Source organism: Myxococcus sp. AB056, from assembly GCF_006547365.1.
Taxonomy (GTDB): Bacteria; Myxococcota; Myxococcia; order Myxococcales; family Myxococcaceae; genus Myxococcus; species Myxococcus virescens.
In genome coordinates this window covers 1-15,850 of the sequence record NZ_VHLB01000036.1, presented here as the reverse complement: position 1 = coordinate 15,850, position 15,850 = coordinate 1, and the positions used below count along the sequence as shown (strand labels likewise).

Below are 15,850 nucleotides of genomic sequence, written 5' to 3'. Positions count from 1 at the left end.
CGTGTCCCCTGAAGAGGCCGCGGCCTCAGTAGCCCTTGCGCTCCGAGAAGGCCTTGTCGTGCCGCAGCTTGAAGTCACCCCGGCAAATGCCCCGCAGCGTCGTCTCGTCGTATTCCGCCCTGACGTCGTGCTCGGAGAGCACCAGCTCAGTGTCCACGCCGTAGAGCAGCTGGTCCCACGTCCCGAAGAGGATGCGGCTCGGTGCAATCCGCGTTGAGGCCTTGTAGGGGAAGCCACGTAGCGTGCCCCGATTAAGCATCTCGTCCCGGAAAATCCACGTCCCGCCGTCCTTCAGCCCCAGCAGCGCCGTTTCCCGCGTCGGATGCAGCAGGAAACCAGGGCGGCGCAGCTTGATGTTGGCCTTGAGGACGTCCTCCACCATGCCGTCCACGTCGGCCAAGTAATGGTCTGCGCTCGTCCCGCTCCGGGCCTTCGAGTGCGAGGTATCCATCTGAGCCAGCACGCCCTTGGGATTGGGGCCTTGGCCATCCCCGTTGAGGGCCGCGTCGTCCATGCCGTCCGCCGCCGCCTCGCGGAAGTCCTCGGCCACCCCCGCGTCTCCCACCGCAGGGTTGCGCAGCAAGTCGTTGGAGATGTCGGCGAGAATCATGGCCTTGTGGGCCTTGAGCACCACCTTGCCGTAGGAGGGCTGGCTCTTCTCCACCTTCTCCCCCTCGCCAATCCACTTGAAGGTGACGCTGCCCGTCTTCTTCCCGAAGTGCAGCTCCCCCTTGAAGGGTACGGTACGGGCCCCCAGCGCCAGGACGACGGAGTCCGGCCGAAGGAACTCAATCATCTCCCCTGCTTCCTGCACCGGCACCAAGACGCCCGCCGAGCTGAAGACGCTCTCCTGCACTGCCTTCTGGACGTCGGCCCCGCCGAAGCGCTTGGCCTGCTCCAGCACCGCCTCACGCGTCGGGTTGCGGCCCGCGTTCACCACCGCCTTCAGGTATGCGCCAAAGCCGTCCATGCTCTTCAGGATGCTGGGGACCTGGCTGTCCTCGACATGGGACTTGGCACCCATGAGGCTCGCAAGCCTATCGCGCTGCCCCTTGGCCTGCTCCATCAACTGCGCGGCCACCAGCGGGCCGAGGGACTTCGCCATTTCCTGCATCTGCTCGGGGGTCATCGAGTCTCCTTGAGGTGCTGCAAGAGGGCCTCGGCCGTGTGCTTGGCCAGGGCGTTGACGTCTGGGGAGGGAGGGCGCACTGCCCGGCGTTGCTCGCGCTCGTCCAGCGCGTAGACAACGGCCTTGGCCACGTCCTGGATGAAGGCGGCGCGCTCGTCGGCCAGTTCCTTCACCCTCACCGCGCGCTGGTTGCCCGGAATCGTGACGACGGAGACTTCGAGAAGTTCCTGCTGCTCGCAGTCGAAGCCGCCGCGCTCGTTCTCGTGGTAGCGGTGCATGAGGTAGCGCACCGAGACGGCATTCAGGATGCCCCGCGCGACCTTGCTCTCGACCTTCCGGGCGAAGTCGTCTTCCTGGTCGAACTCGACATCCACCAGGAGGGCATCACCCTGGACGTATGCGCGCCCCTTACCGATAGGCAGTACGTCCTTGCGGCCCGTGCCGAAGAAGCCGCCGGAGCCGTCGTCATGGTTGTAGAGGACGACGGGGTTGGCGTTGAAGGCGTCGAGCATCCAGCCTGAGACGCTCAGACGGTCATTGTAGCGGTCGAAATCGCCGTCATTGGCCCGAAAGGTGTGGAGCCTTGGCTCGCCCTCGATAGCCGAGGGAGAATCCTTCCGGATGGTGAAGAGGAGCGACCTGGAGAGAGGTGCAGGCATTCACCTCTCTCTATGGGGATGTTTCCGCCGGATGTCCGAACTTGCGAACCTCGCTCCAGCGGTAAAGAATCCACTTGGCGTCTAGCTCCCAAACTGTCACCCCAAAATCTCAATTATGACCGACCCATCCCCCAAAAAATCAGGCCAAATCAAAGAAAAAATAGGCGAGTGGCTAAACTCCGAAGGCTACCCACTTGAATTCAAAACCGCGCGGGCATTCAGGGAAGCAGGATTCCACATAAGACAAGGAATGCATGCGCGCGACAACCAAGGCACGGCCCGCGAGATTGATGTCCTCGCTGAGTACACCCTCAGAACGAATCCCGGATTCGTTCGAATATCGCACACGATTGAGTGCAAATGGTCAAACGACAAGCCATGGGTCGTCTTCACGTCGGAGGACGCACAAGTCGCATCAAGTGCCTGCATCAACCAGACGATGGCAAACCCACTCGGCCGAGCAATCCTGTGGTGCCTCGCGGGTGACACAACGCTCAAAAATTCATCAATATTCGAAACACCAGACAGACCAGGCTTCGCAGGAAGGCAATGCTTCTCAAAGCAAGACCTATTCTACAACGCCATGCAGTCAATCATCACATCATCAACAACACTCATGGACAACTTCAACCACCCCATCCACAGGCGAAACAAGGGCTTCCCGGACGCAGCATGGATTATCTTGCCATGCATAGTCATCGAAGGAGAACTCTTTGAGGTCTTCCAGGCAGAAGGAGCAGACGGCCTTGAGATTCAACCAGCAGACCGAATCAGAATCCATTGGCGCGGCGCGGAAGCCAGGAGCCACATCACTCATGTTGACATCATAAGAGCATCACATCTCCCCACCTTCGCAAAGCAGCGCAGGGCCGAAGTTGACAAAATCACAAACACCATATGCATCTCAAAACAAAACATCGAAGAATGCATCCGCGAGAGCAGTCTTGACAAGCTAAACATCACGGAGGGCGCCAGGGGCACACTCGGCCTCCCGCCTCTGCTTCAAGAAGTCAAAGAAAGAACAAAAAAAGAGCCCAAATAGACAACTAGAGATTCTGCCCATCTGTATCCATCGCTCGTTCCACCTGCCCTGGCATTGGCAGTGGGTACCCCCTCCGATTTGGATCCGACCGGAGCCCCGCCAGTTCCCTCCATTCGTCATAGCTGAATGCCTCCGGCATGGTGCCCATGACGCGAAGTTGGTGCTCGCGGTCCGCAGGCACGGGGCTGTCGTAGTCGAGGATAGCCCCTTCGCCCCCCAGCAGCGGCATCAGCCGCATCTGGTACTCGGTACGCAGGAACTCCATGCGTGGGAAAGTCGCCTGCTCGGCAAGATTCTCCCGGGCCGCGAAAGCCGTTGCCTTGTTCGAGCTGGAGATGTCTCCAACGATTTCAGGGGGAACCCGGAACGTCATCCGAACAAAGTCCATCAAAAAGCGGCGGAGTTCCACGAGCTGCATGTCCTTGAAGCTCGTGTCCAGCCGGGCAAACGTCACCCTCCCGTTGGTGATGAGGAGCTTCCCCGCCTTGTCCGGCCCCTGGTGCTCGCGGGCCAGAGACTCCTTGAAAGCCCGCGCACCCGCGCTGTTCGCGTCGGAGAGCCCCTCAATCGATGCGATGGCGGGCGGCAGCATGTTGTTCCAGAAGGAGTTTTTGAGGAACCGCGCCACGTACTCGTCGGTGTCCAACTCGTCCCCCAGCGAGAAGGCAGGACCAACACCTCTCCCAAGCGGGTCCTCGGGGTCTGGACTGCGCAGGTGCAACACGTCGCTGGCCGGAATCTCCCTCGACGCCTTCCCCACCGTCACGGTGTACATGCGTTGCTCGCGCGGTATGTCGAGCGAGGGAAGCCGCGTGACGGCATTCGGGGGCACCGGCCAGAAGCCCACGGGAAGCCCGCCCACGCGATCCAGCACCAGGAAGGCCTCGCCCACCAGGTCCAGGTACACCTGGACGAGTTTCGTCACGGAACGTCCGGTCAGGAAGTCATTGGGGTCCGCCAGCAGCTTGAGAATGGGATGGTCTGGCACTTCCTGCGCCTCTCCCGCATCCAGCATCGCCTTCAGCCGCCCGGCTCGTGCCTCACGGGTGGCGCTTCTGAGTGCGTAGTCCTTCACGGGCTGCCCGTCCCGCTGCACGCGGCGGTAGACGCGCCAATGCACCCCCGCTACGGAGTCGGCCACCACATCCACGCAAGCGCGCAGCCACGGCATCTCCCGGTACGCGGCGAGGAGTTGCGCTGTCCCTCGACGCGGCGGCGCCTGCTGCCAACGCGCCAGTTCCAACCCCGTCCCCTTGCGAGGCTCTCTGCTCACCACTGCCTTCATCCGTCCCCAGAAGCCCATCACCATCCTCACAAGCAGAAGAAGGAATCCGCGAACACCAGCTCGTGGACACCCCAGAGCAGTGCATCCACGCGGTCATCGCGGCGACCATTGACGCCGCTGAACTTGGAGAGCTGCGCTTCCAGCTTCGGAAAGGTGCCCACGAGCTCAATGCGCCCCGTCTCTGCCAGCGCACTTACCGGCTCGGCCCGTTTGCTCTTCGCCTCGCGAGCGCGGACTGGCTTCACGTTTACGTGGACGCCCATCTCCGAGGCCACCGTCTGAATCGTCGTCTCCACCATCTCCCCGCCCGAGTTCACCTCGGCCACCAGGGAGTCACACTCGAAGGCGAGGTATTCGCGAATGGCAGCGGCGGCCCACTCCCGCGGCGACCCCCGAAGGCTGGCGTCCTTGAGCACCGAAACGCGCTTGAGGGATGAGCCGTCCGTCCCAACAACCGGACTGTTTCTCACGCCCTGGACGATGATGCCCGTCTCGTCCGAGCCCGTCTCACTCGTGGGCGCGGGGTCCACAGAGACAATGCGCCGATCCAGCGCCCTCGCATGTTCGTGAGCATCCGCCTCGACGCGGCCCCACCGCGCGGAACCGAAGATGGCGCCCGGCACATCCATCAGCAGCTTGCCGAGCACCTCTTGCTGCCCCCAGCGCGTGTTCATCAACGCCCGCATGGTGGCCACAGCACTCGGCGCCAGGTTGGCGCGGTTGGCCAGCGACGAACCGGTGCGCAACACCACGCCCGGCCTTAGCGCCTTCGTCTCCGCGCCGGAAAAAAGCAGCTCCTCCAGTTTCCGCAACGGGCGGGGCGTCCCGGTGAGCAAGAGCTGGGGCGGGTTCGCAGCGGTGCCGATGCGCAGCACCATTGGGAGTTGGTCCAGCGCGGACATCTCATGCTTCCAGGAGGCAGGCTCATCGCCCCAGGCCCAGCCGCAGTTGGGGCCGCGCAGCCGGTCCGGCTTATCCGCCGAGTAGCAGATGGCATAGACTCCGTTGGGCCACGTCACCCGCCGTTTGCTCGGTTCGTACACCGGCATGAACCACGGCGGCGACAGCGCAAGAATCCCGCTGGACCCTCGAATCATCGTGTCGCGCACGTCCGCCGCCGTGGGACCGATGAGTGCGCCAATCGTCTTCGCCTCGCGGGCCTTCTGAATCACCCACCGCGCACCGCTCCACGTCTTTCCGAAGCCCCGGCCCGCCATGATGAAGCAGGTGGAGAAGGCAGCCGGCGGCACCTGCTCTCGCCGTGCCCAGAAGTCCAGGTCATGAACGAGTGTCTCAACTTCGGGATGGGTGAGCCTGCCGAAGAGACGCCCGATTCCCTGGCGGGTGCGTGCCTGCTTCACGAAGAAGCTCGCCGGGGACTCATCCGGGGCGAGATGGTCCGCGAGCACGGAAAAGCGAGAGAGCTTGGCCTCACAGTGCATCGTCGTCCTCACCGTCCGTGGCTGCGCCCGCTTCGGGCTCCTGCGCATCCGGCAGGAAGCGACCGAGGCGATCCATCAGCAGTTCTCGTAGGGCCCGCTCATCGGCGGCCTTATCCTCGGGGGCATGGGCCTCGACGTTGTCCTTCCTCCCGTAGAGTTCGGGGAATCGTCGAGAGAGAAGCCACTGGACGTGCTTGGGGTTGTGCGAAGCCGCCGCCATCAGCATGTCCGTGGCGGACTGCATGAACCTCGCTTCCGCAGCGCTCACTGCGAGATGGAAGGCCCGGTAAATGCCCCGCTGCTCGTTGGCGCCACGGTGGAACCAACGAGAGAGTGTCTGCTCGCTCACTCCCACGAGACCGGCCACGGCGCGACGGAAGAGTCCGCGCTCCAGGTGGCCGCAAATCTCGGATTGCAACTCAGGAGTCAGCTTGGAGGGAGGCGCCATTCCTCATGGGAATGGGGGCGGATGCGCGAAGGATTTGCGCCTTGCGCCCGACACATCGAGGGGACCCGCCTTTTTTCTCAAAGTTTTTCGAGCGTGGGCCCCCTCCGAGCAAGCCAGGAATTGGCCGCGCGACCAAAGTCCGGACCCGGGGGGCTCACAAAGTCCGGACCTACCTTTTCACATGTAGGACAAGATCTCACTCCCGAGTCCCGCCGAGGCGCGCGGCGCATGCCGCGACGTCCACGCAGGACACCCGCCAGACGCGCGTGAAGGCACCGTCCTCGCACGTTTCCGCCACGTCCAGCCTTCCGCTGCCCTTCCGCACCAGGAAGCCACACAGGGCGCACCGAGCCGCGTGCCTGTTGCGACGCAGCCCAGGCGCCATGTCCTCGCACGCGAGGTGACGTGCTCCCGTCTCCAGCGTGTAGCCAATGCGCTCGCCCTCCAGGATGGGCAGGCCACACGCCGCGCACGGCCCGCCCCTCCTGGCGACGAGCATCGGCATCAGACGTCTTCCTCCAGCATGCGGCGCAGCTGCTGGCGCGCGCTCACAAGCAACGCGTCGAGACGCCAGCGCGCCACGCTCCACTCGCGCGCCAGCTCCCTCACGCTTTGCCGTGGGCGACCGATGCCGTGGACACGGGCCACCACCTCACGCAGCTCCGGCGCCAAATCGAAGAGCGCGTAGTACATGCGAGCAACCTGCTCGTACGTCGAGAGCATCTCCTCCGCCGTCAGGTACTCCAGCGCGAGGGCAGCGTCGTAGGCCTCCGTCGCCGAACCCGGCAGCGTCGCCTCGGGCGCATCGCGGCTGATGACGTCCACGGGAGACTCCACCTTGCCGCTCCGGGTGCGCCCCCGCTGGGCCGCGTCCGAGGGATGGACGTCGGAAGCCTGGAGGCGGACATGCTCAAGCAGGACGCGGCGCGCGCGCCACGTCGCCCAGGACGCGAAGCACTGGCTTCGCTTCTTCTCGGGGCAGTAGGTGCTCAGGGCCTTGAGCACTTCAATGCCCGCCACCTGGACCAGGTCATCCTCGCCCAGCGAGCCCCGGGACTTCGCGAAGCGACGCGCCAGCGTGCGCAACGCGGGCTCCATGCGCCGCAGCACCTCGCCCGACAGCCGCCGCGCACGGAAAGTCGCGCCCTCGGCTCGCAGCGCGTGAATCTCCGACACCAGGGCCTCCACCTCGGCGGACAGCGCGTCTCGACGCCGAGACGTCTCCTCCGAGACCTGCGTGCGCTGGTCCTTCCCCTGTTCGGCCCGGCGCCGCGCGCCCTCACCACGGCAGTGCATTCGCTCCCCCTTCTGCATGGCTCACCTGCGATGAGCCACGCCGCTGAAACACAAAAAGCGGCGCCGCAGAGCAAGACGTCGGCCAATTCACATTGAGCAAAGTTTGCTTCGCAGAAAGCAGACTCTCACCGCATGAGACTGAAACACCGTCCTGGGACGCCGACACGCGGCATCGCCTGGACAGGGGCCCGGCCCGAGGACGAAGGGCCGCTGACGCATGCGACAGCGAGGGACGGGGAACGTGGGGCCGACAGAGAGGAGCGACGAGATGAAGTGCCATCACCCACTTCAATGGGGACGCTTTCCGCGAGTGGTCCGCATTCGACGCCGACACCTCCAGCGGAAGCAGCCGTCACCTTCCTTCGTCACTGTCACTAACTCTTCTCTACTTAGGGTGTGAAGAAGATGAGGTATCATAAGACAATACAGAGACTCACTGGATGTGTACGAGAAGATAGATAAGGGAGAATAGGTGACGGGGACGGCGAGGTCGGTGACGCCCCCTGGATGCCGGGCGGTTGGGACCACTCGCGGAAAGCGTCCCCATGAGAATGGACGTGAGCCTTCGTCCAAGCCCGCCTCCTGCCGGAAGCACCGCGCCCGTGTCCGGGGCCACCCTCCTACTGGTGGCCTTCTTCAACAACGTCCAGGACACCAAGCCCCAGTCGCAGGAAGTGACCTGGGACGAGCTGAAGCAGTTGCTCACCACGCATGCCGTCACACCCTGCGCGCCATGCCTCGGACACAGGTGCCCTACGAAGCTGGCCCAGCGCGCGTGGGCTCCCGTCGACATTGGCCCGCTTCGCAAGGATGCCGAAGTCCGCGCCGTGACCGTGGCCGTCTTCGACTTGGACGGGGTGTCCTCCGAGCAGATTGACAGTGCGTCCGAAAGACTCGAAGGGTACGCCGCCATCGTCCACACGACGCACGGCCACCGGACTGGACACAGCAGCCTGCGTGTCATCGTCCCCTTGACGCGCCCGGTGCTGCCCTCCGAGTGGCCTCGGATGCGGGAGGCCGCGGAGAAGCTGCTGGAGATGCCAGCGGACCCCAACACGCGGAACCTCTCGCGCATCTACTTCCTCCCCAACCACTCGGGAGAACACGAGGCCTTCTCCAACTCCACGGAAGGGCACGCTCTCGACGTGGACGCACTGCTGAACACGCCACGCCCAGTCCCCGCCTCCACAGTCCAGCACCTCCCAGCTGCCGCCAGCGTGAATGGCCCGGCCGACCTCTACGAGCTCCGCGCCAAGCTGCGCCGCGTCCGGAAGCCCGAGCACCGCGTCCTCATCCGCCGTGTGCTGGCCGGGGAGGCACTCGCCGAGCCCGGCATGCAGGACAACACCCTCAACGTGCTCATGTCGTGCGCGGCCTATGTCCTGCCGGAGGATGCGCCCGAGGAAGCCATTCTGGAGGTGCTGCGCCCCTGCTTTGCCGCGACGGCCTGGGGCGAAGGCACCGAGCACCTGTGCCAGCAGGCCCTCCTCAAGCTGCGCAGACACCGTGAGCGCCGGAAGCAGAGTGACACCCAGCGCGTCGCGGACAACGAGGCCCTCTGGACTTCACTGGGGGGCCGACCGAAGTCCGAGACGGCGGTGTCCGGCGACGGGGACTCGGACAGCGATTGGACCCGCGCCCTCCTTTCCTACGACACGAAGGGGGCCAGACGCCTGAAGAACTGCGAGGCCAACCTCTACACGGTGTTGACGCGCTCCCCCGAGTGGCGGGGCACCATCCGCTTCAACGAAGTCACCAAGCACATCGAGTACTCGGGCGGGCCGTTGCCCGATGACACGCCCGTTGACGAGTTGGACGGAGACATCGCCTTCTGGATTCAGCAAAGCGAGTACGGCCACCTCGGCATGGACCCGAGCCCTTCCCATGTCCGGGAGGTGTTGCGGCAGGTGGCCTCAAAGAGTGCCTATGACCCGCTGCGGGACTACCTGGAGGGACTCGTCTGGGACGGCATCCCTCGGGCGGACACCATGCTGGAGCGCTACTTCGGCGCCCAAGGCGACGTCGAGCACCTGCGCACCATCAGCGGGAAGTGGCTCATCAGCGCCGTGGCCCGAGCCCTGGAGCCAGGCTGCAAGGTGGACACGGTGCTCATCCTCGAAGGGCCCCAGGGCATTCGGAAGTCCACCGCCTTCCGAGTCCTCGCGGGGGAGTGGTTCTGTGATGCCCCCATCAACATCCGCGACAAGGACAGCGCCGCCCTGGCGGGACGGAACTGGCACATCGAGCTGGCCGAGGTGACGACGCTGCGCGCGTCCGAAGCGGAAGACCTCAAGGCCTTCATCTCCCGCAACGAGGACACTTACCGCCCGCCCTATGGACGCGTCACGGTGAAGACGCCGCGCAGGTGCGTCTTCGTCGGGACGACCAATTCCTCCGAGTACCTGCGCGCGGACTCGAGCGGCTACCGGCGGTGGTGGCCCGTGCGCTGTACGTGCATCGACATCGCCGGCTTGAAGCGGGACAGGGGCCAGCTCTGGGCGGAGGCCGTGACTCGCTTCCAGCGGGGCGAGGAGTGGTGGCTCTCGGAGAACCACGCCCAACGCGCGGAGGTCCACGCTCAGGAGCGAAGCGAGACGGATGGGGGGCCCGACGACACCATTCTGCAATGGGTGCTGGGCCTGCCCCCAGAGAAGCGCTCCGAGGTGACAACGGAGCTGGTGGCGCGCGACGCGCTGCTCCTCACAACGCCGGGGCAGATTCCGCGCGGCGTCCGCCTCGACATCGGCCGTTCCCTGCGACGCCTGGGCTTCCAGCGTACTCAGAGGCGACTCGCGGGTGTTCAGACGTGGCTCTACTTGCCGCCGGAGAACATCCGCAACGCGCCCCAGTCGACAGGGCCAGGCACGGTGCGCATCAACCCCATGGCACTCGGCGCCTCCGCCAGGACGCCCAACGCGTAGGGCGGGCCGCTGGGCCAATCGCGAAAAGTGTCCCCATTAGAATCGGTGTGAGGCCTTTCTACGAAACGGAACGCGCTGCGCTCTTCGCGGGAAACTGCGTCGAGGTGATGGCGTCACTTCCCGGCGAGTGCTTCGACGCCATCATCACCGACCCGCCCTACGCGGAGATTGACCGCGACTACGGGAGGCTCTCCGAGTCGGCGTGGCACGAGTTGATGCGCGCTGTCGTCGCGCAGGTGCGGCGCGTGCTCAAGCCATCGGGCTCCGCCGTGTTCGTCCTGCAACCCAACAGCGAGCGCATCGGGAGGATGCGGCCCTGGCTCTTCGAGTTTCTGGCTTGGACAGCCAGGGAGTGGAACCTGGTTCAGGACGTCTGGTGGTGGAACATCAGCACCCCGCCCACAGGCAGTTGCCAGCGGAAGAACGGGCTCATGCGCCCATCCGTCAAGGCCTGCGTCTGGTTGGGTTCGCCCCAGTGCTTCCGGAACCAGGACGAGGTGTTGTGGACACCGTCCGAGGCCATGGCGCAGCTCAAGCGGGCGGACCGCGCTCGTCGAATCTCCCCCTCGGGCCTGTCCATCAGGGACGCGCGCATCGCGGAGATTGTGGCCGAGAGAGGAGGCGTCACGCCCTACAACCTACTGCCGATTGCCAACTCGAATAGCGCCACCAGCGGCGGCGCGAAGGGTCATGGCGCCGCGACTCCGGAAGCGCTCTGTGGCTGGTGGGTGCGCTACATCACCCGTCCAGGCGACACCATCCTCGACCCGTTCATTGGCTCGGGCACGGTGGGCGCAGCCGCACTGAAAGCGGGGCGCTCCATTGTCGGCATCGAGCAACACGTCCCCTACCTGGACATGGCGCGGCAGACGCTCATCGCGGCGGAAGAGCGGCATGCGGCCTGACGCGAGCACCTCCTCTCCCGAGCGCCGCCGCGCCGTGGACGGGGGCATCCTCCACTTCCTCTCGGTGTCGCAGCTGAAGCAATTCAGCCTGTGTCCGCGCCGCTGGTACTTCGCCAAGGTAAGGCGACTGCCCGAGCCCGAGACGAAGGCGCAAGCCGTGGGCGTCGAGGGGCATGCGCAACTGGAGCACTACCTGCGCACGGGCGAGGACGTGCTGGGCGACGTGGCGCGAGCGGGCCGACACCTGCTTCCTGCCTCCGGCGCGGATCTGCTCGTTGAGGAGTCCTTTGGCACGCCGTCACCACTGACGGCGGACGGCATTCCATTCGCCGGATACATCGACCTCATCAACCCGCGTCGCCTCACCGAGGGCGTGCTGCGAGTGACGGACCACAAGTTCCTCTCCAACGTGGCGCGCTACGCGGCGACGCCAGCGCAACTGGCCGACGCGAGCACCGAAGCGGGTTTGCAGATGGTGGGCTACGGCGTCTGGGCGGCCCACTCCGCCGCGCGTGTCCCCGGCGTGCGAACGCTTGAGCTTGAGCACCTCTACTTCCAGACGCGCGGCGCCAAGCGTGCCGAAAGTGTCCTGGCCGTGGTGAGCGTCGAGTATGTCACCCGCGAGTGGACGGAAAAAGTCGTCCCCATGGTGCGCCGGATGCGTGAGGTGGCCCGCGCTACGCGCGCCGCTGACGTCCCACCCAGCTTCGGCCCCGCCTGCGAGAAGTACGGCGGGTGCCCCTTCAAAACGCAGTGCTTGTCAGGAGAACGCACCATGTCGCTGATGAATCGTCTCGCAGTGAAGAGCCAGGTCCCCGACGTCGCCGCACAGCTCCCGCTCGCTCCGCCTCCCGAGACTCTGGGGACGTGCGGCCGGTGCAACGTGGCCCTGACTCCGGAGAACTCCAGCAAGCTCCGCTCGGGCGAGGTGCTTCACCTATCTTGCCCCGGTGCAGAGGTCGCCGCGGTGCTGCCTCCGGATGCGCCCGCTGCGTTGCCCACCATCGCCACGGATGCGGCGCCGAAGCGTCGCGGTCGCAAGCCCAAGGTCCAGGCCGCGACAGAGCCCATCCTCCAGCAGGAGGATTCCCCATCCCTCCCAGCCACACCGCCCCCTCAGGGGGAGCGCCTGCGTCTCTTCGTGGACTGCGTGCCGAACCTGCCCACTGCGCCCCTCACGGACTACGTGGCGAAGGTGGCAGCCCAGGTAAGCGAGGCTGGCGGAGTGGAGGATTTGCGCTTCGCGGGTTCCGAGAGCGCGCTGGGCTACGGCCGATGGAAGGGCGCGTTCGCCATGGCCATCCGCAACGCGCCACCCTCCCCCGGCACATACGCTGCCCTCGGCATTGCCCACTCCGAGCTCCTGCAACTCGCCGTCGAGGCCCTGGAGCCCATGTGCGGCCCGGGTGACTTCGTGCGCGCGGCTCGCTGAAAGGAGCAGGCATGCGGCTGCTCGATAGGCTCGGTGTCGCCCCCTCCCCGTCCGTTTCGCCCTCCGTGGAGTGCGCCCCCGTCTACGGACGCTCCCCCGTGGGCTACTCGGCGGATCTCAGCCGCATCCTCGCACTCCCCCGACGCGACCTCGCCACCTCGTACTCGGCGACGAATGTCGAAGCCCTGGAGGCCCAACTGCGCGCACCACCAGGGCAGTGCGGGTGCGCGAACATGTCCCCGCCTCGTCCGTGCCCTGCTCGGCTGCGGCGGGTGCAAGCCCAGGCGCTGCTGGAGGCATCCCGCGTCGGTGGACTCCTCGGCCCTATCGGCACGGGACACGGCAAAGAGCTGACCACCTTCCTCATGCCGATGGTGATGCCGAAATGCCGCGTGGCGGTGCTCTTCATCCCCGCCAACCTGCTGCCGCAATTCGAGGCTGAATGGGGCTACTACGGAGCGCACTGGTGCCTGCCCAACCTTGCAGGAGGCCGCTGGTTCCGCGCGGGGCTGCCGGTACTCCACGTCGTCACCTACAACAAACTCTCCAGCCAGGAAGCCACGGACCTGTTGGAGCGCATCGGCCCGGACCTGGTCATCCTCAACGAGGCCCACAACCTCAAGGACCCGAGGTCCGCGCGCACGGGCCGCTTCCTCCGTTACTTCGAGAAGCACCCACGGACGCGCCTCGTTGCGCTCTCCGGCACCTTTGCCTCGAAGAGCATCAAGGACTACGCGCACCTGTCGCGGCTCGCTCTCGGTGAAGGCTCGCCCCTACCGCTGGCCCACCACGTCGTGGAGGAATGGGGGACGGCCTTGGATCCGGGCAAGGTGGTAGCCCCGCCTGGTGCGCTGGAGCGGCTGTGCGAGCCGGAAGAGCACGTGCGTGAGGGCTTCCAGCGCCGTCGCAACGCGACGCGCGGCGTGGTGGCCACGGAAGAGAGCGCATTGGACAAGCCTCTCATCATCCGCCCGCGCTACCCGGGGCCCGTGCCCGCGCAGCTCCTCGCCCTCATCGAGCTGGCGCACGGGGGCGAGCGGCCAGACGGGGAACAGTTTCAGGAACAGCTCCAAGCCCTGGCATGCGCACGGCAGTTGTCAGCCGGCTTCTATCACCGCTGGCGCTACCCACGAGGCGAGCCTCCGGAGCTGATTGAGAAGTGGTTCGCGCGGCGCAAGGCTTGGAACAAGGAAGTCTGGGAGGAACTCAAAGGGAAGCGTCGCGAGCACATGGACTCGCCAGGGTTGCTTACCAAGGCGGCCATCCGCGCTCACATGTCGCCGCCCTACGAGGGGGGCAAGCCCGTCTGGCACGCGTCGACATGGCAGGCGTGGGCAGAGGTTCATGCAACCGTGCAGCCCGAGCCCCAGGCCGTTTGGGTGTCGGACTTCTTGGTGCGGGATGCGGCGGACTGGGCGCGCTCTCGGGCGGGAATTGTCTGGGTCGAGTACCCGGAACTGGGCGAGCGCATCGCGAAGGCGGCGGGGGTGCCGTTCTACGGCGGGGGCAAGGCCGCGTCCGAGGCCATCCTACGGGAGACGGGAAAGCGCTCCGTGGTGGCGAGCATCAAGGCGCATGCGACGGGGAAGAACCTCCAGCAGTTCTCCCGAAACCTCGTAGTGACGCCGCCCTCCGATGGTGCCACATGGGAACAACTGCTCGCGCGCACACATCGCCCCGGACAACAGGCCCAATGCGTCGAGGTGGACGTGTCCCTGCATACGCAGGACTACGCGTCTGCGTTCACCATGGCTCGCGAGCGAGCGAGGTTCATACAGCAGACTGACGGGCAGCCTCAGAAAATACTCCATCGGCATGCCAAGGCGATATACAATCTTTAGTATCCAGGACGCCCTTTCATCCTTCGCGTCTTCGCAATGCCCGCAGCTGGGTCATCTTAAAATCGCCATGCGGCGTCAACTTCCAATACGTTTCAGTATCCTTCACACTTCGAACTCTATTGCTCTCGCGAACAAGACCAAGGGCACGCAACTGAACAATGCAAGTATCAACCTCCTCGGCGCTCATCTTAAATCCCCCAAAAACCCTCTCCCCCTTGTTTTGGATCTCCACAATATCCCGGGTTTCCGCCTCAAAAGCGCCCCGAATTCGATCCCGCAAGACACGGCCTGACGCATCATCAATCAGACTGGGCGCGACGATCGAAAACAAATCATCCCACGACAAAGAAGTCTCCCCCTCATATTCCTCTCCATGATTTCGAAATGTATCACTCCAATCATAGAGCGAATATTCAATATTCGCAGAGAACTCATCATCTCCTTGTTGCAACCCCTCCGCCCCGCTAGGAGGCAAGATCAAATCAGCCTCTTTCTCGGATTCCAACTCCGATATCCTGCGACGCAGCATTAGCAACTCAGCAAGAACATTCTCGCTCGGGATCTTGTCCGCACGCACCCAACCAATCGCCGGATGGCGCTTCATTGTCGACATCAGACTGGTAACAACACGCGCCTTGAGTTCATCCGGCGTCGACCAATACACACAGGTGTGTTTCTTTTCAACTTTAGCACGAAAAGCCTGAAGCTTCTCCCAGGAAGATGGACTCGGCTCCGTTCGATCGCGCGGCAGATTATCTGGATTCACATGCAACAACGGTATCACTGGCTTCTTTGTCTCGCAGGCATACAAATACTCCTTTTCGGTAAACCCAATCCCCCCCTCATCGAGCGACCCGTATCTCCCCCCAATGATCAATACGTAATAGTCTGAGTCATCGATAACGTCCTTAATCAACTCCCATGCCGAATCATCCCCCGCTGCAAAAAGCTCCATCCCTGCAGGCATATGCTCCATCTCCAAGATAGACTTAAGAACCCCTTGTCGCTCCTGGACAAGATCCCGGAATGTCGAACTAATGAAAATCTGATACCTCTTATCCGAAACCATTTCTGACCCCTAATCACGCAACCGGAACCACATGGGAATTCCCCAGCTCCCACGAACTCTACCCCACCTACACCCATCAGCCGCAATTCCGCCCTTTCTCGTTCATGCCCCCGCCGAGGCGTCACGGACCACTCCAGGAAAGCGTCCCCATAAGAGAAGGAGAGGACGTCCCATCGACGTCCCGCCACTCGAACGGGAACACGCGACATGAGCAACGCAGCACTCGCACGAATCGCCACCGCCCAGGCCACCCTCCCCCTGTGTCAGGGAAGTTGTCGCCTCGGCCGAGATGCCGAGCCGATGACGCCTTGGGGGCGAGAGCAGGCAGGACGCGGTGTCGTATACGGCTGCATTCAAGTTGCAGATGGTGAAGCGGATGGT

General features: G+C 64.4%; 13 protein-coding genes. 5 read left to right on the top strand and 8 right to left on the bottom strand.

All coding sequences use genetic code 11. The features are described 5' to 3' along the window. Positions 1–25 precede the first annotated feature (25 nt). On the bottom strand, positions 26–1,129 hold the full coding sequence (locus tag FMP39_RS17460; RefSeq protein ID WP_141591505.1) for a phage major capsid protein: 1,104 nt from the start codon (positions 1,127–1,129) through the stop codon (positions 26–28). Next, entirely contained in the window at positions 1,126–1,788 is a 663-nt protein-coding gene (locus tag FMP39_RS17455) for an HK97 family phage prohead protease (RefSeq protein WP_141591504.1), read from the bottom strand. The genes FMP39_RS17460 and FMP39_RS17455 overlap by 4 nt, the downstream gene beginning before the upstream one ends. A 115-nt stretch (positions 1,789–1,903) precedes the next feature. Between FMP39_RS17455 and FMP39_RS17450 the strand changes: the two genes are divergently transcribed. Beyond that, entirely contained in the window at positions 1,904–2,830 is a 927-nt protein-coding gene (locus tag FMP39_RS17450) for a hypothetical protein (RefSeq protein WP_141591503.1), read from the top strand. Between the two features lie 4 nt (positions 2,831–2,834). On the opposite strand, the gene FMP39_RS17445 is transcribed toward FMP39_RS17450, so the two are convergent. The 5 genes from FMP39_RS17445 to FMP39_RS17425 all read right to left on the bottom strand — a co-directional run bounded on the left by FMP39_RS17445 (position 2,835) and on the right by FMP39_RS17425 (position 7,301). After that, entirely contained in the window at positions 2,835–4,103 is a 1,269-nt protein-coding gene (locus tag FMP39_RS17445; protein WP_228558071.1) for a phage portal protein, read from the bottom strand. Between the two features lie 38 nt (positions 4,104–4,141). After that, on the bottom strand, positions 4,142–5,557 hold the full coding sequence (locus tag FMP39_RS17440) for a terminase family protein (protein WP_141591501.1): 1,416 nt from the start codon (positions 5,555–5,557) through the stop codon (positions 4,142–4,144). After that, positions 5,547–6,005 (bottom strand): hypothetical protein, encoded by a 459-nt coding sequence (locus FMP39_RS17435; protein WP_141591500.1) that lies wholly within the window; start codon positions 6,003–6,005, stop codon positions 5,547–5,549. Before FMP39_RS17435 ends, FMP39_RS17440 begins: the two co-directional genes overlap by 11 nt. A 196-nt stretch (positions 6,006–6,201) precedes the next feature. Next, positions 6,202–6,510 carry a hypothetical protein gene (locus tag FMP39_RS17430; RefSeq protein WP_141591499.1) on the bottom strand — a complete coding sequence of 103 codons (309 nt, stop codon included), beginning with the start codon at positions 6,508–6,510 and terminating at the stop codon, positions 6,202–6,204. Continuing rightward, positions 6,510–7,301 carry a sigma-70 family RNA polymerase sigma factor gene (locus tag FMP39_RS17425; protein WP_194858439.1) on the bottom strand — a complete coding sequence of 264 codons (792 nt, stop codon included), beginning with the start codon at positions 7,299–7,301 and terminating at the stop codon, positions 6,510–6,512. The genes FMP39_RS17430 and FMP39_RS17425 overlap by 1 nt, the downstream gene beginning before the upstream one ends. Positions 7,302–7,858: 557 nt before the next feature. On the opposite strand from FMP39_RS17425, the gene FMP39_RS17420 reads away from it, so the two are divergent. From FMP39_RS17420 to FMP39_RS17405, 4 genes are all read left to right on the top strand, one after another. Further along, positions 7,859–10,222 (top strand): virulence-associated E family protein, encoded by a 2,364-nt coding sequence (locus FMP39_RS17420; RefSeq protein ID WP_228558070.1) that lies wholly within the window; start codon positions 7,859–7,861, stop codon positions 10,220–10,222. Positions 10,223–10,329: 107 nt separating this feature from the next. Continuing rightward, on the top strand, positions 10,330–11,127 hold the full coding sequence (locus FMP39_RS17415; RefSeq protein ID WP_141591497.1) for a site-specific DNA-methyltransferase: 798 nt from the start codon (positions 10,330–10,332) through the stop codon (positions 11,125–11,127). Further along, entirely contained in the window at positions 11,117–12,559 is a 1,443-nt protein-coding gene (locus tag FMP39_RS17410; RefSeq protein WP_141591496.1) for a PD-(D/E)XK nuclease family protein, read from the top strand. The genes FMP39_RS17415 and FMP39_RS17410 overlap by 11 nt, the downstream gene beginning before the upstream one ends. 11 nt (positions 12,560–12,570) lie before the next feature. Then, positions 12,571–14,400 carry a DEAD/DEAH box helicase family protein gene (locus tag FMP39_RS17405; protein ID WP_141591495.1) on the top strand — a complete coding sequence of 610 codons (1,830 nt, stop codon included), beginning with the start codon at positions 12,571–12,573 and terminating at the stop codon, positions 14,398–14,400. A gap of 16 nt (positions 14,401–14,416) precedes the next feature. Here the strand turns inward: FMP39_RS17405 and FMP39_RS17400 are convergent, their stop codons facing one another. Beyond that, the gene (locus FMP39_RS17400; RefSeq protein ID WP_141591494.1) at positions 14,417–15,469 is read right to left on the bottom strand and encodes a DUF4062 domain-containing protein; all 1,053 of its coding nucleotides are present in this window, start codon (positions 15,467–15,469) and stop codon (positions 14,417–14,419) included. Positions 15,470–15,850 lie beyond the last annotated feature (381 nt).